Genomic DNA, 21,727 nt, shown 5'->3' on the forward strand with positions numbered 1-21,727 from the left:
CTCTTTTACATTTTTTCAATTACTAAAACAAAGCTTTATGCGCGGACCAGGCCGCGCCAAAAAATCGGCCACACCGCTTCATACCGCTTCAAGTATGCAGCTTCGCCGCTGTACACCAATTCCGTGATCGTCCCTTCAATGACGGTGATAAACGCCAAAGCACAGCTGGAGAAGTCGTCGGAGTAAAGGATGTTTTCACGGCGTTCGCGTTCTCTCATGACGCGGGTAAAGTGCCGGTGCATGCTGTCGAACAGAGGATTGATCAACTCGCCAATCTCGTTCTCGAGGCGGGCAGGAGGGAAGTACATCGTCCGGAGGATAAACTTCATATGGTCGTTGCCTTCTAAGTCCTGGATAAACCAGTTAAAATAACCGCGCAGCAAATTTTCGAGCGGCTCTTCTTTCATTTGTTTAAAATAGCACCCCAAATGACTTCTTTCCCTTTCCAAAGCATAGGTTAATGCGGACAAAAACAACTCATCCTTGCCGGCATAATGGGCGTAAATCGAAGGTTTTTTGATGCCTACCGCTTCAGCAATCTTGCCAAGAGAAGCGCCTTCGTACCCTTCGTTGGCAAACTGGACAAGCGCTATTTGCAGAATTTCCTTTTTCATTTGTTCACCTTCCTAACGGTCGTTAGTCTACTATCGCATAATAGAAATCAAAGGTCAAAAGATTGAGCAGGACTTCCAGCAATAATATTTATAAGGTCTTAATCACCTAAATTTTTGTAATAATGAAACTCTCTGGCAGAGACGACGTATACTAGAAAAAGGGGCGTGGGAATATGAGACATAGGCACATTCATAAAAAACTGCTTTTCATTTTACTAGTTATGTTATTTGCAACAGGAATGTTGGTTGGCTGTTCCCGAACGGGAGCGGAAAAAACAAATGAACAAGTGATCCAAAAGGTACTCGAGCTCCAGTTCTCAGGGCCGGATGAAGAATTCATGGATGCCATCTGGAACCCAGAGTACAAAAAAGTAGTAGACGGAAAAGAAGAAAACGAGGTCTTTGACCGGTTCGTTCAAGAAGCATATGGCGATTATTTCACTGAAAGCGAACTTGACACCTTTGTCAGAGCATTTGGCACACAGTATCCAAGCACTGCACATTCTAATGGCTATAAATTAGATTTAAAAAACGTCTCTATAGAGCAGACTGAACAAGCTACGAACCGCTACGAGTTTATTGCACAAGTCGGTTATCAGAAAGACGGAGGCAAAGAGGAAACAGCAAAAGTGGAAGGCGCCATTTTCTTCTCGACAAAAGAAGAAGGGAAAATTGGGCGTTTCCAATACAGTAAGGACGAAAGTTTAATAGAAAGTTTAAGCCGGTAATAAGTCGGCATAAAAGGCTGGCAATCATAAAGCAGCATGTGGCAATGTAGCTTCAAAGGGGGGGAGAATAATGACAGAAAAAGATTCCGGCGTTTCTATTCTCTATTTATTTTTTGGTACGCTCGGCATGATAATGGTGGCGCTTGCAGGATTAAATATGATTCAAGCGGAAGATAGTACTACACGGGTAATGATGATTTTGATTGGGATTATCGTTGTTGTAAATTATGTTTATTATTTGGAACGGAAAGCGGGAATGAGCAATAAGGCCATCTGGGGGCAGTCCGGTGTTCTTATTGCCTCCATTATTGGATATGCTTTTTGGGTTCTCTAATGAATAGAAAACCAAGGAGGGGCGAAACAGTGGAGATAGCTAAAATAATGAGCGATGTAAGTTTCTTTTTCGGGCTTTTTCTCTGCTTTATGGGATTCATCCATGTTTTAGGATTTTCCAATCACGAGATTTTACGTCTTTCAGTTTTCTTCGGATTTCTATTTATCGGGCTAGGGGGTTTGCTAAGTAACTTTGCGGAACCCAAAACAGGGCAGTTAAAAGGGAGGGAGGAAAACAATTGAAGGACTATCTGCCAGGCGCCTTCATCTCGCTGCTGCTCTTTTTTGTATTGATGTATGTAGACCAGACAGTTTACCGGAATGTTATGCCATTAAACGCAATCATCATGTTATTGGCGCTACATGTCATTTTCTTTAAATATTTGCTGACGGAAAAACGTATCCTGCCTTATATTTTGTTGCTGATCCTCCTGGTTCCCGCCGTTTACTTCTCGCTCCCTGCATTAACGTATGACGAAGCCGAACAAAAGGTTCTCAGCAGCTATAATTTGGCAGAAGTGGATTCGATGCTCGTGCCGCTTGATAAGAATTCCTGGAATCCCTTTACGGCAAGATCGGCGCATTTGTTTACCGGAAAGTCCGGATCTGAAGAAATTACTTTGCTGGTGAATACGATGACGGGCGAAATTTTGCCGAGTACGTTGCCATATTAACAAAAGCTTTTCAGATAATGTGATAACTTCCGGCGTTTTCTTCTATAATGGAAGTATAAACATTAATTATTTGGCAATTAACTTTTAAGAACGGAGGGAGTTCAACATGAAAAATATTAAATATTTGGATTTACTGGCGCAAAAATATGACAGTGAGGAAAAAGTAGCCACTGAAATCATCAATCTTGAAGCCATTCTGGACCTCCCTAAAGGCACAGAGCATTTTGTCAGCGACTTGCACGGCGAATACCAGGCATTCCAGCACGTGCTGCGCAACGGCTCCGGAAATGTAAAGGTAAAAATACGCGACCTTTTTAAAGATGAGATGCAGGAAAAGGAACTGAACGAATTTGCAACTTTGGTTTATTACCCTGAAGAAAAATTGCAAATGATCAAAAGCCATTTCAGCACCAAAAAGGAATTGCACGAATGGTACATAGAAGTCATAGAACGGATGTTAAAGCTGATTTCCTACGCTTCTTCAAAATACACCCGTTCCAAAATACGCAAGGCTTTGCCGAAGCAGTTTGTCTTTATCATTGAAGAACTGTTGTATAAAACAGATGAGTTCACGAATAAAAAAGACTATTACGGGAAAATGCTGGAACAGATCATTTCCTTGGGCCAAGCGGATAAGCTAATCATCGGGCTAGCCTACACGACGCAGCGATTGGTTGTGGACCATCTTCATGTGGTCGGCGATATTTACGACCGGGGACCGGATCCGCATAAAATCGTGGATACGCTGATTGATTATCATTCGGTCGATATCCAATGGGGGAACCATGACGTTCTTTGGCTGGGGGCATTTGCCGGCTCGAAGGTCTGCCTGGCAAATATCATCCGGATCTGTGCGCGCTACAACAATTTGGACATCATCGAAGATGTCTACGGCATCAATTTGCGCCCGCTTTTAAACCTGGCGGAGAAATACTACGACGACAATCCTGCTTTTCGCCCGAAGCGAATTTCCGGTGAGAAATTGACCGAACAGGAACAGCTGCAAATCACCAAAATTCACCAGGCCATTTCAATCATCCAATTCAAACTGGAAAGCCCGATCATCAAACGGCGCCCGTGCTTTGCGATGGAAGACCGCTTGCTGCTCGAGAAAGTGGATTATGAAGCGAACACTGCCACGTTGCACGGCATAACTTATAATCTGGAAAATACGTGTTTTAGTACGGTCAATCCGAATCAGCCGGATGAATTGCTGGAAGAAGAACAGCAAGTCATGGACAAATTAATAGTGGCGGTCCAGCACTCCGAGAAACTCGCTCGCCACATGAATTTCATCATGAAAAAAGGCAGCCTTTACTTGAAGTACAACGGCAACTTATTGATCCATGGCTGTATTCCGCTGGATGAGGACGGCAATATGGAAGGCATGGAGATTGAAGGCAAAAATTATTCAGGGCGTGAGCTCTTGGATATTTTTGAGCATTACTTGCGCTATGCGTTCGCGCATCCGGAAGAAACGGATGATTTCGCGACCGATATGGTGTGGTATTTGTGGACCGGCGAGTATTCATCGCTGTTCGGAAAACGGGAAATGACCACATTCGAACGCTATTTCATCAAAGAAAAAGAAACGCATAAAGAACGAAAAAACCCTTATTATTATTTGCGTGAAGACGAGGATGTATGCCGGAAAATGCTCGAGGAATTCGACTTGAACCCGGATCAGGGCCGCATCATCAATGGCCATACGCCGGTCAAGGAAATTGACGGGGAAAACCCGATCAAAGCGAATGGCAAGATGATCGTCATCGACGGCGGATTCTCCAAAGCCTACCAGTCGACTACGGGCATTGCCGGCTATACGCTGTTGTACAATTCCTACGGCATGCAGATTGTCGCCCACCAGCTGTTCAATTCCAAAGACGAAGTATTGAGCAATGAAACCGATGTATTATCGGTCAAACGCTTGGTCGATGAAGAACTGGAAAGAAAAAAAGTCCGGGAAACCAATATCGGCGAACAACTAATCCAGGAAATTTCCATTTTAAACAGCCTGCGGGAATACCGCTACATGAAATAGCAGCTAGAAAAACAAAAAACGGAAGCCGCAGAGATAGAAATCTATCTTGGGGCTTCCGCTTTTTAATTGCCTGCAATTATTTTTCTGAAACTTGCAGGTTGTGGAATTTCATCGCATGGGCTATTTTGCTGTACACTTCGATTTCACCGAAATTGATGCCTAACTGGATGGCCGTTTGGGCAATTACCGGGCTGATGCCCGCAATCGCTGTTTTTACGCCAATGATTTTCAGGCCTTCGATCAGCTGGAAAATTTGATGGGCTACCATGGTATCGATGATCGGAACGCCAGACAAATCAATGAATAAGCGCTCGGTGGAATTGTTATGGCATTGCTGCAATACTTTTTCAAACATGATTTGCGCACGGTACGTATTGATTTCGCCGACCAACGGAAGCAAGCCGATGTCTTTGGTCAACAGGATGACTGGCGCACTCATTTCAAGAATCATTTCCTGTTGCGCATTTAACCGGTTTTCTGCGGCTTTGGTATTTTGAACAGTAAATTCCAATATGATTTTATTAATCGTATTAACGACTGCTTTGTTCCACTCGTTGACTTGTGCAGGGGAGATATTTTCTTTCTGCGTCGCTGCAAATTCTTCAATGTACTGCAAATACTGCTCCTGTGTTCTGAAAAATTCTTTTAAAACGGACTCAAGCGGTGTGGTTAAATGGCCCTCGTCTTTTGCGACCCGCTCTATCCAATCTTCAAACTCTTTTATGCAATCAACTTCGTCTTTTGTAAACATCGAGCAAAAAACTTCATGAAACTCGTAATTTTGCTGCTTCATTTTTTCGATTGTTTCCGGATTGTTTGAGGAGTAGATGCCTCCGGCTTTTTTATCAAGGGTTTGATACCATTCTTCCGTCATTACTTTATTTCTTTCACATAAAAAGTCGTGAAGTTTGTCATTTTTTAATGTCAGTTGTTCGTTCGGCATGATGTCTTGCTCCTTATTTAGCTAGAGTTGCTTGGCTTCATGTACTTATGATAAATGAAAACTAGCATTTGTGCACTTCTTACTGCACGATTTTTAATAAGATTTACTTTTATTAGTAAAACTAGAAGCAGCCTTGCCAAGAATTCCTTTTAGGCGTCTTATAGCAGGAGCGCCTGTTTAGCTGGATTTAATGCAGCTGCACTTGAAGGTATGTGGAAAATGCACTGATTTTCCGATAAAAATAGGACCCCGAACTGCTGAAGGATTTCTTCGACGGTTCGGGGTTCTGATTCGATTAAAGGAGATAACTGATCAACAAGCCGGCAGACAACAGGAAACCAAAAATAGTGTTGGTCATTGCCGTTGATTTCATGGCCAATTTCATAAACTGCGGTTCGGCTGCACCTTGCCGGAACCCTTGGATAGCCGACATCGGTTTTTTCAAGCTCAGGAATACCACTAATGCCCATGGGCTGATATAGCCCATTACCACAATGGCGACGATCCAAAGATATGCTACTGCAAAGGCGATTGCCAATCCAGTAACGGCTTTGTCTCTGCCCAGCATAATCGGCAGCGTTTTTCTGCCGCCTTTCGTGTCTTCCACGATATCCCGGATATTGTTCGACATGTTGATGGCGCCGACCAAGATGCCGACGGGGATGGAGATCAATAAACTTTCAAGGGTGATAAATCCGGTTTGGATGAAGAACGCGATCAAGATGAAGCCGGTCCCCATCGCAAGGCCGGAAAACAATTCGCCAAAGGGTGTGTAGGCGATTGGCAGCGGGCCGCCTGTATACAAAAATCCGATGGCCATGCCGGCAAACCCGATAACTACTAGCCACCAGCTGCTGTTCATGCAGATATACAATCCGATAAATGCAGCAAACACATACAAAGAGACGGCTACGCTTAAAACATTTTTCGGTTTCAGTCCGTGGCGGACAATCCCGCCGCCGATGCCGACCGAATCCGCTGTATCCAAACCACGTTTAAAATCGTAGTATTCGTTGAACAAATTCGTCGCAATCTGCAATGCCAAACACGCAACCATCATCGCAATAAATAGGAGCCAATCAATTTCCGTTACATAAAGGGCCGCTACTGTTCCCAAAATGACGGGCGCAAATGTCGCCGTCAACGTATGTGGGCGCGTCATTTTCCACATCAATTTGGCGGGACTGATTTCCATAGTGTTTTCGATCATCTTTTCTTTTCTCCCTGCATAATTTAATCGTCAATGCTGACTAAAGCATCTGCCTGTTTCTTCTTTACAATTAAATATTATAGCAAATAAACGCCCTTTTTTTAATCTTTACTGATTATTAAAACGTGAAGATCTTTAGAGTTTGCGGCTCTTCATGGCGAAATTGCCATTTTTCGAAGAAATCCTTTAGTAGATCAAACTTCCAAACAAGGAAAAGGACTTGGGAAGACGTATATTCCATCTTCTATAAATTGCGAGTTTATTTACACTTCCAGTAGAATGGAAAGAAGAAAGGAAGTGTCCGATTATGGAAATGAAGATTTTCATCGTGGAAGACGATGCGGCCATATTCCAGTCATTGAAAGAAGGGCTGGAAAAGTGGGGCATGCAAGTAGTAGGTCCAGACAATTTCCAGGAAGTGCTTAGCACTTTCCTGAAAGAACAGCCGCAACTTGTCATCATGGATATTCAGTTGCCGGTTTATGACGGGTTTTACTGGTGCCGGGAAATCCGGGCTGTTTCCAAAGTGCCGATTATTTTCCTGTCTTCCCGCGATCACCCGATGGATATGGTGATGGCGATGCAGATGGGCGCAGATGATTATGTCCAGAAGCCTTTTAATTCAGATGTTTTGATGGCAAAAATCCAGGCGACTTTGCGCCGCGTTTATTCCTATGGGGAAGAAGCGTCGACGGATGTGATCGAATGGAACGGCGCGGTGATCGATTTGAAACGCGGCATGATCCGGATGGGAGACACCGAAGCGGAATTGACGAAAAACGAGTTTTTCATTTTGACCGTATTGGTTGAATCAAAAGACAAAATCGTTTCTCGTGATGAACTGATCCGCAAGCTGTGGGATGATGAACGTTTTGTCAACGACAATACATTGACGGTCAATGTCACAAGGCTTCGGCAGAAACTGGCTGAACTGGGCTTGGAAAATGCTATCATGACGAAAAAAGGGCTGGGCTATTTGGCGGTTACTTTGTAGAACGGAGGGGTTTTTTGTTTTTCGCGTATTTAAAGGATATGAAAAGCTGGCTCTTCTTTTTCCTGTTGTCGCTTTTGGCAGCCGATCTTCTGCTTTTGCTGGATCCGGGAATTGTGGTGAAAATTTCATCCTTGGTGTATCTCAATGTATTGATCCTGATTGCTTTTTCCATCTTTGTATTTTGGCGTTGCCGAAAAGAAACGGTCTATATGCGGCGATTGGTAAAACTGGTAGGCGAGGCCGATTCCGATTGGCATGAAGCTTTGCCTGAAAGCGAGTTTGCACGGGACGAAACGGTGAATGAGCTTTTGAAAGATGCAGGAATGGCTTTTTCAAAACGATTGAGTGAGGTCCGAAGCCGTACCGTCGTGCAAGGAGAATATACGGCTGCCTGGGTCCATGAAGTAAAAGCGCCCCTTACAGCGATGAAGCTATTGATTGATGCCAACCAGGACATTTCGGTAATGCGCCGAATCGATGCCGAATGGCTGCGCGTGTTCTTATTGGTGGACCAGCAATTATACATATCGCGATTGCCAACACTTGAACAGGATTATGTGCTCGAATCGGTGCCGTTAAAAAGTCTGGTGGCAGCAGAAGTCCGGGAATTGATGTCCTGGTGCAGGGAAAAGAACATTGCTTTGGAATTGGACGGATTAGATAGGATCGTCTTAACAGACCTGAAGTGGAGCCGTTTTGTTTTCCGGCAAGTATTGACGAATGCGGTGAAGTACAGTCCGGTGGACGGGACCATCACCGTGGAAGCACGTGTGGAAAACACCGGCCAAACCATTTTATCGGTGAAGGATGAAGGGCCCGGCATACCGGATCATGAAATGCCGCGCATTTTCGATAAAGGTTTTACTGGAGGCGCCGGCCGTATTCAAAATGCGGCAACAGGGCTGGGGCTGTATTTGGCTAAAACGGTAGCAGGAAAAATGGGCATCGCTTTATCGGCGTTCTCTGAAGAAAATCAAGGAACAAAAGTCGAAATGGCCTTCCCGCTGGAAAATGAATTTGAACGCATCCGTAAGTGACAATATTGTCACTTAAGGCTCCCTGTTTGTCATGTGAATCAAACGACCTGCAAATCATAAGGCAGTAAGATAAGGATATAAGTAAACAGGGAGGCAATTGTATGACAATGTTGAAAAATACCAAAATCGATACCACTCAAAAAGCGAAACAAACCGTGCTGCATGCACAGAATGTCCGCAAGTCTTTCGGCTCGCGGGGCAATGTCCAGCAAGTTCTGAAAGGCATCGATTTGCATGTGGAAGAAGGCGAATTTGTCGGAATCATGGGGCCATCGGGTGCGGGCAAAACCACGCTTTTGAATGTGCTGGCTACCATTGACCGTGCCACAGAAGGCACGATTTTAATCAGCGGGTCAGACATCTCACGCATGAAAGACGCGAAATTGTCCGCATTCCGGCGCGACCAGCTTGGATTCATCTTCCAGGATTATAATTTGCTCGATACCTTGACCGTAAAAGAAAATATTTTGCTGCCGATATCGCTTGGCAAAATGAAGAAAAAAGAAGCCGAAGCGGAGTTTCAGTCGATTTCATCCATATTAGGCATTACGGAACTGGCAGACAAATACCCGCACGAAATTTCCGGCGGCCAAAAACAGCGGACTTCTGCTGCGCGCGCACTGATCAATAAACCGTCAATGGTGTTCGCGGATGAGCCAACCGGTGCACTCGACTCCAAGTCGGCTTCCTCGCTTCTCGGCACATTGGCCGACGTCAATCAAAAACGCGAAGTCACGATTATGATGGTCACCCATGACCCGCTCGCTTCCAGCTACTGCAGCCGTGTCGTCTTTTTGAAAGATGGACATATTTATTCTGAGCTTTATAAAGGAAGTAAATCAAGACAAGCCTTCTTCCAGGAAATTATGAATGTCCAGGCTGTGCTCGGGGGTGACAGCGTTGACACTCTTTGATCTGGTCATCCGCAGCATGCGGAAAAATATCAAGCATTATTACTTGTACTTTTTCGCCCTTATTTTAAGTGTGGTCTTGTATTTTGTGTTTGCCACCTTGCAATACGATTCGGCCATTCTGGAGCTAAGCGGAACAAATATGGGCACCGCTTTCCAGGCAGCCGGGATTCTCCTGTTGTTTATCGCTGGCATTTTCGTGGTTTACGCCAATTCGATTTTCTTGAAAAGACGAAGCCGTGAAATCGGGCTTTATCAATTGATTGGGTTAACAAAACGGGTAGTGGCCAGGCTGCTGATTGTCGAAAACATTCTTCTCGGCATCGGGGCTTTAATTATCGGAATTGCTGTTGGGCTGCTCGTTTCCCGGGTGTTCCTGCTGCTGTTGATGAAGCTGATCGGCTATGAATCATTTATCGAAGTGAGTTTTTCGGTGGCTGCTGTGGTGCAGACAATCGTTGTATTTATCGGCATTTTCGCATTGACCACGGTTCAAATGATTGTCATGGTTTTTCGCAATACGCTGCTTTCTTTGTTCAACTCGGACAAAGCAGGCGAACATCCGAAAAAGCCGAAGACGGGCGTCTCTGCTGCATTTGGCTTACTTGGTCTTCTATTAATCGGCTTCGGATATTGGTTTTCGGGCCGCATGCTGAACGAGCTGTTTTTCTTTAACATTTTGATTGTATTGGCTACGGTCATTGCAGGAACTTATCTGTTGTTTCGCGTCACCATCAGCTGGCTGTTATTCAAAGTTAGAAGCCGCAAAGAAGGCCATCTCGGCTTATTGAACAGCTTGTCGTTGGCGCCGCTCATGCACCGGTTAAAAGGAAACGCCAATTCACTGACGGTCATTACGATTCTGTCGGCGATGACGCTGACAATGGTCGCTTTTTCATACGCGATGTACTATGAAACCGAACGGGAAACCGATATCCGGATGCCGTTTGATTTCATGTTTGACAACAATGAGGCACAAACAAATGAAATTATGGGCGAGATGGACCAAAAAGGGATTGGCTACCAGCACGGCAAGGTGGACATGCTGGTGGTGCCGACCATGTTCGAACAAGGTGTTTTCCCAGGGGAAAGTTTTGAACGGCCGACGGCAATTATCAGTGATAAGCAGCTGCAAGCAGCGGGTATCGATATCGTGGCTCCGAAAGATGGATCAGCCAGCTATCATGATGCATCTTCACTTTCCATGTTCGCAGATTCTGTCGATTTGCCAATTAAAATAGAAATCCAAGACGAAGACCGCACGACCGTCGAGATCACAGAGATGGGCGAACGCAATGTCATCAATTGGTCTCTCTTTTATGGCCAGCTCGTGGTCAGTGACGAGACTTATCAGTCACTGAAAAACAAATTGTCTGGAATGGAAGGCGCAAAGATAGAATACATCGACGGCTTTCACATTTTAGAGGAGAAAGACCAAAAAACCGCATCGGCCATTTTCCAGCAGCCGAAATACACTTCAAGTGGACCGCATGTGGATTATTATTCTTCTTACGAAGAATCGGTTCAGGACAATGGGTTGATGATTTTTATAGCCGGTTTCCTGGGGCTGGTGTTCCTGATTTCAACAGGAAGCATCTTGTATTTCAAGCAAATGACTGAAGCCGAACAGGAAAAGAAAAGCTATGCAACCCTGCGCCAACTTGGGTTTACAGGCAAGGAAATCATGAAGGGCATTATCCGCAAGCAAGTGTTTGTCTTTGGCTTGCCGCTTGCCATTGGTCTGCTGCACTCCGTCTTTGCGATGAAAGCTGCATCTTTCTTCTTCCAGTCGGATATCCTGATGCCGGCAACTCTGGCAATGGGGGTATATACACTGATCTATACGGCGTTTGCATTTTTGACAATCGGCTATTACCGCAAAACGGTAAATGCTGCTCTATAATATAAAGCACGAAAAGGACCTTTCCTTTCGTGCTTTTTTTATTCCATTATCATTTTTTAATGTAATAATTAAGGAATTGGGTATAGAGAAATAGAAGGCACCTTATCACCAAGGTGATTAATAGCAATAAAACTGGAAAGGGAGCGATGTTGATGAAAGCAAAATTGAATTGGAACGGCGGAATGGCGTTTAGCGGAGAAACGGAATCGGGGCACCACGTGCTATTGGATGCCGGCGAAGAAAATGGCGGAGCCAATAAAGGCCCGCGTCCGACAGAAGTGCTTTTGAATGCGGCGGCTGTCTGCACCGGAATGGACATTGTCATGATCCTGGAGAAAATGCGCTTGACCATTGACGGGTTCCATATTGAAATTGACGGTACGCGCGCTGAAAATCATCCGAGACGCTTCACTGAAATCACGATCACCTATCATATCGACGGCGAGCTCCCGGAAGACAAGGTGGTTCGGGCCATCAAATTATCGCGGGATACGTATTGTACTGTTGTCAATTCCCTCAATGCTTCTATACACTATGATTATGTGTTGAATGGAGATGCCCCGAAAACTATAAGTTAAATGGATGGACACAGGAAGGAACACAGAATGAGAAAGAGTTTTTTGAGACAGGAGAAATGGGAAATACTGCTTTTTGCAGTAGTAATGGCCGCTGGATATATTTCAAGCGTCATTTTGATCGGCGGGCCGGTTACGTATTCCGGTCCGGCAGGATGCGTAACCGGATTCCTTCTGTATCAGGCGTGGAAATATAGACGCTTTAAAAAAGAATGGAAATTGAAGGAGCAGCCAAACTTTTCAAATGATCCCTTTTATTTATAATTTTTTTCAATAAATATCCCACAGCTTGATTGGCTGCGGGAAAAGGAAAGCAACTGCTTTTTCTGCCAGCCTGTCGAAGGCTGGCTTTTCAGCGTTTATTCTACCAAATCGTTTAGAAAGACACCTATTACGCTTACAATAGCAAAAATCAACAATCCGATTAACAAGATCATTTTCATGGAAATGAATCATGTGAAAAGCCCCTTCATATGTATCTGCAGTCGTTTTAATATCATTTATTGAAAGCGTGAGAAGGAGCAGGGGAATTCAGGAATTAGTGGAATAGGAAAACCCCGAATCGCTTCACTTTTAAAAAGTGGCACCGATTCGGGGTTTTCCTTATTCGATATTAGTTTCCAAGAAATGATTCTTCGAAGTACGTTAACAGTGTCTCCAATGTAATCGGATCGCTGTACGTAGACGCTTTTGTATTGATTTCAAACACTTGGCCGTTTTTAACGGCGGGGATGTTTTTCCACAGTTCGGTTTCCGTAAACGAGTTGTCTACATCCGGGTTTTTGCTGAAGATCACGTAGTCTCCGGCAAAGTCAGGAAGCACTTCAGAAGAGAACGTATAAACGCCGGATTCAAGCGCCAGTTCTTCTACTTTAGCAGGCATTTTCAAGCCCATGCCCTGATACAGGATCTCCGTTCCGCGTGCATAGTTGTCGCCGAACACATAAAACTCTTTGTTTCCGCTTTCGATGACCGAAACTGTTGCATCTTCACCGATTTTTGCGCGGATTTTTTCACCCGCTGCGGCTGTCCGTTCCTGGAAGTCTGCTACCCAGTCCGTCGCTTCTTTTTCTTTGTTCAGCAATTTGCCGATTTCAACTTGCTGTTCCAAGTAATCCAGTTTGCCCCAAGTGTACACGACAGTCGGTGCAATTTCGCTCAATTTGTCGATGTTTTTCATATGAGACCCGGCAATGATCAAATCCGGCTCCAATTCGAGGACTTTTTCAAGGTTGTCTTCCGTGACAATCTCTGCGTCTTTCAGTTTGTCTTCAAACAGGGGATTGGCATTCGTCCACTCATCGATTCCGACGATATTTCCTTCCAGTGCCAGCACGTTCGGGCCGTTTGTCAAAGCGATGATTCGCTTAGGCTCTTTCGGAACTTCGACAGGTCCGGTTTCAGATTCGTATGTAATGGTTTCAGTGTCTTTTTCAGCCTCGGCTGATGGGCTTTCGTTTTCTTTTTCGCTGCAGGCACCTAAGATAAGGACCAATAAAAGCAGGAAGGGCAATAAAACTTTCTTCATTATGACATCTCCTTTTTGACAATGATAATCATTATCAATTATTGATATTATAGATAATATTTCAGCTTGTCAATAAACTTTTAATCGAACGAGGAGCTTGGCAAATGAAAACCATCCCTTCCAAATAAAAAGGAAGGGATGGTTAGGATTACTTTAATTGATTTTCAAGCGAACGGCAGATTAAACCGTTCCGGCTTCGAAAGATTCATCGCTGATTTCACCGACGATTTCTTCCAAAATATCTTCCATTGTTACGAGCCCTGTGGTTTTGCCGGCCCGGTCCGTCACAACAGCCATATGGATCCGATTTTGCTGCATATAAGTCAGCACTTTTTGGATCGGCGTGTTTTCTGTGAATCGCGGCATTGCATGCAGGAAGGAGTCCGCTTTTTGGGCCCTGCCGGCTGCCATGCTGGTCAACAACTCTTTTGTATTGATAAAACCTGCTATCTTGTTAATGTCATTTCCTTCTGTTACGGGGTAGCGGGTAAATTCATGGGCATCAATGACAGAAAAGAATTCTGATTGATCTAAGCTTTTATCAACAGTAATCATCTGGTTTTTAGGAACCATGATGTGTTTGACAATCCGCTCATCAAAATCAAAAATATTCTTCAAGTAGGTCAATTCGGTTTGATTGATTTCACCGCTCTTGTAGCTTTCCGCCATGATCAACTTCAGCTCTTCTTCTGAATGGGCTTCTTCATGTCCAGCGGGTTCCACTCCAAAAAGTTTCAAGAATAGGCGGGCTGAACCGTTCATCACCCATATAAAAGGGTTCATAATTTTACCAAACCAGTATAGCGGCGGAGCAAGCAGCAACGTCATACGCTCCGCGTATTGGATTGCCAATGTTTTGGGCGCCAATTCTCCGATGACAACGTGCAGGAAAGTGACGATTCCAAGAGCGATGGCATAAGAAAGGGCAGTGGCTAATGCTTCCGGTACTGCGAAATATTCAAAAACCGGGTGCAGCATTTTTTCGACCGTCGGTTCTCCTAAAGCGCCCAATATGAGGGCTGTGACAGTAATGCCAAGCTGGCAGGCAGACAAATAATAATCCAGGTTATTTGCGACTTCTTTCGCGCGTACTGCTTTTTTATTGCCTTCTGAAATCAGTTGGTCGATCCGGGACATGCGCACCTTTAAGATGGCAAATTCGGCACCGACGAAGAATGCGGTCGCCAAGATCATTAAAGCGACCAGTATTAAGTTAATTGTTATTTGTCCGTCCAATACGGTTCCCCCGGAATGGGGGATTCACCTCCATTAAGTAATTAAGCGAATGATTAGGGGGTTCGGTTTATTTCAGGTTTTGGTGAAACATGACTTGTTTGATTTGCTGATTGTCCATTTCCGTGATCGTCCATAAACCGTTTTCTTCAGTCAGTGTGTCGCCGGTCTGCACTTCTCCGACTGTTTTGTAGTGAATCCAGCCACCGATTGTATCAATTTCTTCACTTTCCTCAAAATCAATGCCGAAGCGTTCTTCGAGATCTCTTAAAAGCATGCGGCCATTGATCAAAAACTGATGGTCGCCGACTTGGCTGATTTCAGGCTGTTCATCCGCATCAAATTCATCGCGTATTTCTCCAACGATTTCTTCCAGGATATCTTCAAGCGTTATCATGCCGGCAGTACCGCCGTATTCATCTGCAACAATCGCAATATGGACACGGGCTTGCTGCATTTTCAGCAAAGCATCCTGCAAACCGGTTTGTTCAAAGACGGTCGGCAATTCAAGCACAAATTCCTGAAGCTGCCAAGGGCGTCCGGCAACAATATGGGGAAGCATCTTTTTGGCGCTGACAAAACCGATGATGCGGTCCTTATCGCCTTCTTCCGTCACCGGGTAACGTGTATAGTTATTTTCATCGAGTGTCTCCACAATTTCTTCAAGCGGCATGTCTTTATCAAGCGTAACCAATTCCGTACGGGGGACCATGATGTCTTTAGCCGACCGTTCATCGAATGTAAAGACGTTCTCCATATAAGACAATTCGGTTTCGTTGAGTTCGCCGCCTTCAAAGCTTTGTGCCATGACAATTTTCAGTTCGTCTTCTGAATAGGCTTGGTCATGTCCCGCCGGCTGGACGCCAAATGTCCTAAGCAACACACGCGCCGCTCCGTTCAGTGCCCAGATAAATGGTTTCAAGATTTTACCGAACCAATAAAGGGGAGGTGCAAGCAATAGAGACATTTTTTCTGCGTACTCGATGGCCAGCGTCTTCGGAGCCATCTCGCCAAGGACCACGTGCAAATAAGTGACGAGCATGAACGCGATGGCGTAGGAAGCGGCAGATGCGACTGCATCGGACACCGCTAAGTACTCGAAAATCGGATACATCAATCGCTCGACTGTCGGTTTGCCGAGTGCTCCGAGTCCAAGTGCAGTTACGGTGATTCCGAGCTGGCAGGCGGACAGGTAATAGTCCAGATCGCTGGCCACTTTCTTGGCCGTTATCGCTTTTTTATTGCCTTCTGCGATCAATTGATCAAGCCGGGACATCCGGATTTTTACGACCGCAAATTCCGATCCTACGAAAAAAGCGGTTAACGCAATTAAAATAACCAGTAACCCTAAATTCAACAATGTAATTATGTCCACTAATTTTCCCTCTGTATGAGGGATTCACCTCCGGTAATAGTTACAGCAGCGCAAGGAGGGAAGCGATGGCAACCATCTTGCTTTCCAGTGCTTTGCTGATTTGGATCTTCACATGGCTTGGCGCATCTTTCAACTGCTCTTCCAAACGGGTAATGTTTCGCTGCAGGCAATCGAATTCTTCATAAACTTCTTCCACCAGCAATTCGGTTTGGGGATTTTCGTTTGTTTCGAGGACATCTTTGATTTCTGAAATCGACATCCGCTGCTTTTTCAATATCTGAATCCGTTCAATTGTCTGCAACACAGACGCCGGATACATCCGGTAATTGGTTTTCGTACGTTCTGCAGCAAGGAGGCCGCAATTCGTATAGTAATCAATAGTTCGGGTCGATACGCCGCTTAACTTCGCAAGTTCACCAATTTTCATTAAGTCCTTCCCAATGCACACGCCTCCTTCTTCAAGTTAAAAAAATTTTATCACAAGGCATCGAAAACCATACAGTAACACGTTATGCTTTTTGTCTTTTTTGAAAATTTCTTTCGGAAAAGCGCCATAGTTTCGCCATTTTTTTGCTTGAAAATAAGTTGGAACATTGTGTTTTCAATAAAAAATGAAACATCTGGGGGCAAAGAACGTTGTTATTAACATTGGATAAATTAAGGAGGGCTTATGGGAGAATTAGATTTAATCTTAATACTTAAAATGGTGATGATCGGAATCGTCCAAGGGTTTACGGAACCGATTCCGGTGTCATCAAGCGGGCACGTCATGATTGCGAGTGAAATACTGGGGCTCGGCGAACAGGGCTTCACTTTTGCCATATTGACAAACACAGCATCGCTATTGGCGATCATGTTCATTTACCGGAAAGACATTGCGCGTCTCGCAGTCAATTCACTCCAATACATAAGAACGAGAGAACAAACCTACAAAAGTGATTTTCTTTTTGTCTGCTATATCGTGATCGGTTCGATTCCTGCGGGGATTCTTGGCGTTCTGTTGAGCGAACTGATTGCCGAAAGCGTCAGCATGACCACCATCGCCCTTATGTTGTTTGTGACAGGAATTGCGTTGTTCTTAATACGCAATATGAAAGGGAAGAAAGACGAATCAACCATGACGGCTAAAGATGCAATTCTTGTCGGGTTGGGACAGGCAGTCGCTTTGACGCCGGGAATCAGCCGATCCGGCGCAACGATTATTACGTCAATTGCTGTCGGCTTAAAGCAGGAGACAGCTTTGCGCTTTTCGTTTATGCTTTACATCCCGGTCAGCCTAGGCGGCGTGGTGCTCGGCTTTACGGACTTCCTGGATGAACCGGATAAAGCGGCTTTAGCGGTTCCTTATGCAGCTGCCTTTATCGCGACGCTGATCATGTCCTATTTTGCGATGCGCTGGTTTATGGGCATCATGAAGCACGGGAAATTGATTTATTTCACGTATTACTGCTTTTTGGCAGGGACCTTGCTGCTGATCTTTTTTTAATAGCACTTATTCAAGAGGCATTTCCGAGTAAATTCGGAGATGCCTTTTTGCGTGCAGAATTTTTAAAATGAAATATCAGAAATATTCATTCTTTTGTTGGGCATTATGTGCTAATATATGTAAGATATTTCATATTTAAGGGGAGAAAGTAATGACCAATTCCAATATCCAATCGGATAGAGAAACCATTTATTTTATTTTCAGCTTGATTTTCAGTATTTTGATTTATGTATTGGCTGTCGTATCCATCATCGGCATCGCAATTGCTTTAAGTTTATTAGCACTTATATTGTTCTCGAATGCTTTAATGCTCGGTTCGATTCGCGGAAACGGCATCCGGATCCACGAACGCCAATTTCCGGATGTGTATGAAAATGTGCAGGCCATGTCCAAGGAAATGGGCCTTAAAAATGTGCCTGATGTTTTTGTTATTCAGTCGGAAGGCGCATTGAATGCTTTTGCCACACGCTTTTTCGGTCGGAATATGGTTGTGCTGTATTCAGAAGTGTTCGAGTTGGCACGCGAACAAGGCATGGACGAGTTGAATTTCATCATCGCCCATGAGCTGGCGCATGTGAAACGCCGCCATGTCTGGAAAAATATTTTGATCATGCCGGCCGGCTTTATTCCGTTTTTAAGCCAGGCGTATAGTCGCTCTTGTGAATATACGTGCGACCGCCATGCGGCTTATGCCATTCAAAACGTTGCGGCATCCAAACGGGCTCTGACTTTACTCGGCGTCGGCAAGCAAATGTACACTGAAGTAAATGAAGATGCTTATAGAGAACAGATTGCGACTGAATCGAATAGTTTTGTTTGGCTCAGTGAAGTGCTGTCGTCGCATCCGCGATTGCCTAAGCGCATTCAGGCGCTTGAACAATTTGATAAAAGCGGAGTGCCTGTCTATACCCAAAACCATGGCAAAATCGCTTTAGGAGCAACTTTGATTTTCGGTGGTTTGATTGGTGTATACATTTTGACTATCGCACTCTTTACTGGCGGAGCATTGGCTTTTTCCCAATTGATGCCGGACACGCTGGAAGATTCGCTTTATGCAGATCCTTTTGCGGCAGAAGGAGAAACATCATTAATGACGGCTGCATCCATGGGTGACCAGGCAGAAGTCGAACGATTGATTGCTGAGGGTGCCGACATCCAAGAAAAGGATGCGGACGGGGCAGATGCGTTGATGTATGCCGTTTACGCAGGAGATGCAGCCATCGCATCTTCCTTGCTTGAAGCAGGCGCCGATCCGAACACTGCTGACAATTATTCTTCGGCGCTCGGCAATGCGGTTATGTACAGTGAATACGACACAGCAAAATTACTGGTGGAAAAAGGGGCTGACCCGACGCTTGCCGGTCCGGATGGAATGGCCCCAATGGATTTAGTGGGCGCCGCAACAGAAGCGGAATTCATCGAAATGGTGAAAGCTGAAAATTATTGACCGCTTTTTATAAAAGGATTGGAAACAGACAAACAGGAGATGCTCTATGAGTACCTCCTGTTTTTTTATAAGCAGATTCTGGATGAATAAAAGCCGAAAAGGAAGGTTTAAAGTGCGAACGCAGATAAATCTATGGAATCGCAGATAAATGGCTAGAATCGCAGAATAAACTGGAGGATCGCAGATAAAGTTTCGGAAACGCAGATAAATGAACAGAAGCGCAGGGAACCGCTGCAGTTGAAAAGGAAGGTGGACTATACATGTACAATTACACGCTGCTTGAAAAATCCCTGTTTATGCCGCGCCGCTTTAAGCTTTCAGATTTAACAAAGACAGTGGAAGGAAAAACCGTTTTGATCACAGGTGCGAGTTCCGGAATCGGCAAAGAGCTGGCTTTATTGTTCGGAAAAGCACGCGTGCACCTGATCTTAGTGGCGAGAAGGCAGGAAGAACTGCAGCGCATCGGTGAGGAAATCGAAAAAGGAAATGCTTCCGTCAGCATCTTTCCGGCGGATTTGCGGAATGAAAAAGAGATGGACGGCTTGCTGGCTTTTCTTCATGAGCTTCCAGACGGCTTGGATATCGTCATCAACAATGCCGGCCTTTCGATCAACCGGCCTGTTTCAAAATCACTCGACCGCTACCATGATTTTACCCGCACCATGGCAATCAATTATTTTGCGCCAGTGCGATTGCTGTTGACGGCCATACCGCTGCTTGCAAAAAAGAAGGGCCATATTGTCAATGTTTCCACCATCAACGCGCTGCTCCATCCGGTCCCGTACTGGGCTGCTTATCAGGCATCCAAAGGCGCATTTGATACGTGGCTCCGTTCTGCGGCCCCGGAATTGAAAGCCCAAGGCATTTCCACTTCCACCATCTATCTGCCATTAGTGAAAACGCCGATGATTGCGCCAACTGCAGCATATCTTGGGAAGCCGGCGATGTCGCCGGTCCATGTAGCAGAAATCATTGGTCGTGCGATTTGCCATAACCGAAAAGGCTACAAGCCGTGGTGGCTGGGTTCAGTGGAATTGGCTTCATTGTTATTCAGGAAGCCGCTGGACATGCTAGTTTCACGCTTGGTAAAGAAAAAGGAGGCAGGAACCGTTGGCGATTAGCTTATTGAAAGTGTTGTTCCATCTTCAACTGCTGTCGCCTGTGAAGCTGTTCTTTTTCATAAGGGCCGCTCGGCGAAACGGCATCAATCTGATGCTTTTATTTTCACTCATCGGAAAAGAGGACCGTGTCAAAATAGCCCTTTCGGACAGCCGGGAAATGCTCACATATTTACAGCTCCAAGAACGATGTGAAAATCTCGCGGGCCATTTGAAAACACGTTGCCGAATCGAAGCCGGCCAAAAAGTCGCTTTTTTCTGCCGCAACCACGCGTCGCTGGTGCAAGCTTTGTTTGCGGCATCCCGTTTGGGGGCGAAGCTTTTTCTCCTTAACAGTTCCATGTCCAAAAGCCAATTTAATCGGATGGTGGAAGAACAGGACTTCGGCTTTTTAATTTATGATGAAGAATTTAGCGGCCTGATCGAAGCTTCCAACTACAGGCATGAAAAGCTGTTAAGCTACCACGAAACCAAGCCGGCCGTCAGCTCGCTCGCACGCCAAAAGCGAATTGAAGAAGAGGTTTTAAAACCTGTCTCCGGCAGCCAGATCATTTTATTGACCGGCGGTACGACCGGGAAGCCGAAACAAGTGGTCCACCAGCCTTCGATTTTCACATTTCTTCAGCCGTTTTGTGCGCTGCTCGACCGCTTGAAGCTTGCAAACTATCACACGGGCTTTATCGCCACCCCGGTTTACCACGGCTATGGCATCGCCATTTTACTGGCCCTTTTTGCGCTTGGAAAGAAAGTGGTGATACAGGACCGTTTTGAAGTTGCTGCAGCCTGCAGGCTGATCCGGGATCACCAGGTCGAAGTCGCCACAGTGGTACCGTTGATGGTCCATAAACTGCTCCAGCACAATGCAGCCGATTTGCATTCGCTCAAGTGCATCGCCTCCGGCGGCGCTAAGCTGAATCCCGTCTTAGTTGGGGAAGTAAAACAACGACTGGGGAATGTTTTATACAATTTATACGGAACATCTGAAGCAGGGCTGAATATCATTGCCACCCCCGAAGATCTCGCCTATAATCCGGATACACTCGGCCGGCTGCTTCGCGGCGGAAAGCTGAAGGTGATGGCTGACAAGGAAGAAGTGGGACATGGAGTGGCCGGGAAGTTTGTCTTCCAAAACAACTGGTCGATGAAAAACCAGGAAAGCCGCTGGGTCGAAACGGGAGACATCGGGTATCGGGACAATCGGGGATATTGTTTTTACTGCGGAAGAACCGATGATGTAATTGTTTGTGCCGGCAACAACATCCATCCGCTGGAAGTCGAAACAGCGGCCACTGCCCACCCGCTTATCGATGATATTGCGGTAATAGGAATTGAAGACAACTACCGGGGACAACGGCTAAAAGCCTTTGTGCAGTGTTCTTCAGGATGTACATTGGACGAAAAAGAGCTGATGGGGTGGCTCCGTACGCAGCTGGCCGATTTTCAAGTGCCGAGGGAAATTGTTTTTGTAGATGAACTTCCTTATACAGCGGTCGGCAAACTGGATCGTAAAAAGCTGCAAAGCGGGGAACTTCACTTGCTTGAAAGACGCCTTTAAGAATAACGAAATTTCCAAAGCG

At 45.3% G+C, this 21,727-nt stretch carries 23 protein-coding genes; 15 read left to right on the plus strand and 8 right to left on the minus strand.

The window, feature by feature from the left end; translation table 11 throughout:
* Positions 1-35: 35 nt before the first annotated feature.
* Positions 36-614 carry a TetR/AcrR family transcriptional regulator gene (locus tag BLQ32_RS13675; protein ID WP_074510744.1) on the minus strand — a complete coding sequence of 193 codons (579 nt, stop codon included), beginning with the start codon at positions 612-614 and terminating at the stop codon, positions 36-38.
* Between the two features lie 173 nt (positions 615-787).
* Here BLQ32_RS13675 and BLQ32_RS13680 point away from each other — a divergent pair, with 173 nt between their 5' ends.
* The 5 genes from BLQ32_RS13680 (at position 788) to BLQ32_RS13700 (ending at position 4,390) form a co-directional block, all read left to right on the plus strand.
* Entirely contained in the window at positions 788-1,342 is a 555-nt protein-coding gene (locus BLQ32_RS13680) for a hypothetical protein (protein WP_074510745.1), read from the plus strand.
* 70 nt (positions 1,343-1,412) lie between these two features.
* Positions 1,413-1,676: a hypothetical protein gene (locus tag BLQ32_RS13685; RefSeq protein ID WP_074510746.1), complete on the plus strand. Its 264-nt coding sequence runs from the start codon at positions 1,413-1,415 to the stop codon at positions 1,674-1,676.
* Between the two features lie 29 nt (positions 1,677-1,705).
* The gene (locus BLQ32_RS13690; protein WP_074510747.1) at positions 1,706-1,918 is read left to right on the plus strand and encodes a hypothetical protein; all 213 of its coding nucleotides are present in this window, start codon (positions 1,706-1,708) and stop codon (positions 1,916-1,918) included.
* Positions 1,915-2,349: a hypothetical protein gene (locus tag BLQ32_RS13695; RefSeq protein WP_074510748.1), complete on the plus strand. Its 435-nt coding sequence runs from the start codon at positions 1,915-1,917 to the stop codon at positions 2,347-2,349. The genes BLQ32_RS13690 and BLQ32_RS13695 overlap by 4 nt, the downstream gene beginning before the upstream one ends.
* Positions 2,350-2,455: 106 nt before the next feature.
* Positions 2,456-4,390, plus strand: coding sequence for a fructose-1,6-bisphosphatase (locus BLQ32_RS13700; RefSeq protein WP_074510749.1), 1,935 nt, complete (start codon positions 2,456-2,458; stop codon positions 4,388-4,390).
* A gap of 76 nt (positions 4,391-4,466) precedes the next feature.
* Here BLQ32_RS13700 and BLQ32_RS13705 read toward each other — a convergent pair whose 3' ends face one another.
* On the minus strand, positions 4,467-5,333 hold the full coding sequence (locus BLQ32_RS13705) for an STAS domain-containing protein (protein ID WP_074510750.1): 867 nt from the start codon (positions 5,331-5,333) through the stop codon (positions 4,467-4,469).
* 295 nt (positions 5,334-5,628) lie between these two features.
* A complete protein-coding gene (locus BLQ32_RS13710; RefSeq protein WP_074510751.1) occupies positions 5,629-6,543 on the minus strand; it encodes a 1,4-dihydroxy-2-naphthoate polyprenyltransferase in 915 nt (304 codons plus the stop codon).
* Positions 6,544-6,856: 313 nt separating this feature from the next.
* Between BLQ32_RS13710 and BLQ32_RS13715 the strand changes: the two genes are divergently transcribed.
* From BLQ32_RS13715 to BLQ32_RS13740, 6 genes are all read left to right on the plus strand, one after another.
* Positions 6,857-7,537, plus strand: coding sequence for a response regulator transcription factor (locus tag BLQ32_RS13715; RefSeq protein WP_074510805.1), 681 nt, complete (start codon positions 6,857-6,859; stop codon positions 7,535-7,537).
* A gap of 14 nt (positions 7,538-7,551) precedes the next feature.
* Positions 7,552-8,574, plus strand: a complete 1,023-nt coding sequence (locus BLQ32_RS13720; RefSeq protein ID WP_074510752.1) for a sensor histidine kinase — start codon at positions 7,552-7,554, stop codon at positions 8,572-8,574.
* 101 nt (positions 8,575-8,675) lie between these two features.
* On the plus strand, positions 8,676-9,488 hold the full coding sequence (locus BLQ32_RS13725; RefSeq protein ID WP_425312170.1) for an ABC transporter ATP-binding protein: 813 nt from the start codon (positions 8,676-8,678) through the stop codon (positions 9,486-9,488).
* Positions 9,475-11,388: an ABC transporter permease gene (locus tag BLQ32_RS13730; RefSeq protein WP_074510753.1), complete on the plus strand. Its 1,914-nt coding sequence runs from the start codon at positions 9,475-9,477 to the stop codon at positions 11,386-11,388. The genes BLQ32_RS13725 and BLQ32_RS13730 overlap by 14 nt, the downstream gene beginning before the upstream one ends.
* A 152-nt stretch (positions 11,389-11,540) precedes the next feature.
* On the plus strand, positions 11,541-11,966 hold the full coding sequence (locus BLQ32_RS13735) for an OsmC family protein (RefSeq protein WP_074510754.1): 426 nt from the start codon (positions 11,541-11,543) through the stop codon (positions 11,964-11,966).
* 27 nt (positions 11,967-11,993) lie between these two features.
* Positions 11,994-12,227, plus strand: coding sequence for a hypothetical protein (locus BLQ32_RS13740; RefSeq protein ID WP_074510755.1), 234 nt, complete (start codon positions 11,994-11,996; stop codon positions 12,225-12,227).
* Positions 12,228-12,233: 6 nt separating this feature from the next.
* Here BLQ32_RS13740 and BLQ32_RS13745 read toward each other — a convergent pair whose 3' ends face one another.
* From BLQ32_RS13745 to BLQ32_RS13765, 5 genes are all read right to left on the minus strand, one after another.
* Complete coding sequence (locus tag BLQ32_RS13745; RefSeq protein WP_074510756.1) at positions 12,234-12,419, minus strand: hypothetical protein; 186 nt, start codon at positions 12,417-12,419, stop codon at positions 12,234-12,236.
* Positions 12,420-12,576: 157 nt separating this feature from the next.
* Positions 12,577-13,491 carry an iron-hydroxamate ABC transporter substrate-binding protein gene (locus tag BLQ32_RS13750; RefSeq protein WP_074510757.1) on the minus strand — a complete coding sequence of 305 codons (915 nt, stop codon included), beginning with the start codon at positions 13,489-13,491 and terminating at the stop codon, positions 12,577-12,579.
* Positions 13,492-13,671: 180 nt separating this feature from the next.
* Complete coding sequence (locus BLQ32_RS13755) at positions 13,672-14,727, minus strand: hemolysin family protein (RefSeq protein ID WP_053167607.1); 1,056 nt, start codon at positions 14,725-14,727, stop codon at positions 13,672-13,674.
* 67 nt (positions 14,728-14,794) lie between these two features.
* Positions 14,795-16,099 (minus strand): hemolysin family protein, encoded by a 1,305-nt coding sequence (locus BLQ32_RS13760; RefSeq protein WP_036808742.1) that lies wholly within the window; start codon positions 16,097-16,099, stop codon positions 14,795-14,797.
* Positions 16,100-16,139: 40 nt separating this feature from the next.
* Positions 16,140-16,526: a MerR family transcriptional regulator gene (locus tag BLQ32_RS13765; RefSeq protein ID WP_036808739.1), complete on the minus strand. Its 387-nt coding sequence runs from the start codon at positions 16,524-16,526 to the stop codon at positions 16,140-16,142.
* Positions 16,527-16,769: 243 nt separating this feature from the next.
* Between BLQ32_RS13765 and BLQ32_RS13770 the strand changes: the two genes are divergently transcribed.
* The 4 genes from BLQ32_RS13770 to BLQ32_RS13785 all read left to right on the plus strand — a co-directional run bounded on the left by BLQ32_RS13770 (position 16,770) and on the right by BLQ32_RS13785 (position 21,705).
* Positions 16,770-17,585, plus strand: coding sequence for an undecaprenyl-diphosphate phosphatase (locus BLQ32_RS13770; protein ID WP_074510758.1), 816 nt, complete (start codon positions 16,770-16,772; stop codon positions 17,583-17,585).
* A gap of 151 nt (positions 17,586-17,736) precedes the next feature.
* The gene (locus BLQ32_RS13775; protein ID WP_074510759.1) at positions 17,737-19,032 is read left to right on the plus strand and encodes a M48 family metallopeptidase; all 1,296 of its coding nucleotides are present in this window, start codon (positions 17,737-17,739) and stop codon (positions 19,030-19,032) included.
* Positions 19,033-19,292: 260 nt separating this feature from the next.
* Entirely contained in the window at positions 19,293-20,153 is an 861-nt protein-coding gene (locus BLQ32_RS13780) for an SDR family NAD(P)-dependent oxidoreductase (protein WP_074510760.1), read from the plus strand.
* Positions 20,143-21,705 (plus strand): AMP-binding protein, encoded by a 1,563-nt coding sequence (locus BLQ32_RS13785; RefSeq protein ID WP_175557117.1) that lies wholly within the window; start codon positions 20,143-20,145, stop codon positions 21,703-21,705. The genes BLQ32_RS13780 and BLQ32_RS13785 overlap by 11 nt, the downstream gene beginning before the upstream one ends.
* Positions 21,706-21,727 lie beyond the last annotated feature (22 nt).

This window comes from Planococcus glaciei, assembly GCF_900099655.1.
In the GTDB taxonomy this organism is placed as follows: Bacteria; Bacillota; Bacilli; order Bacillales_A; family Planococcaceae; genus Planococcus; species Planococcus glaciei.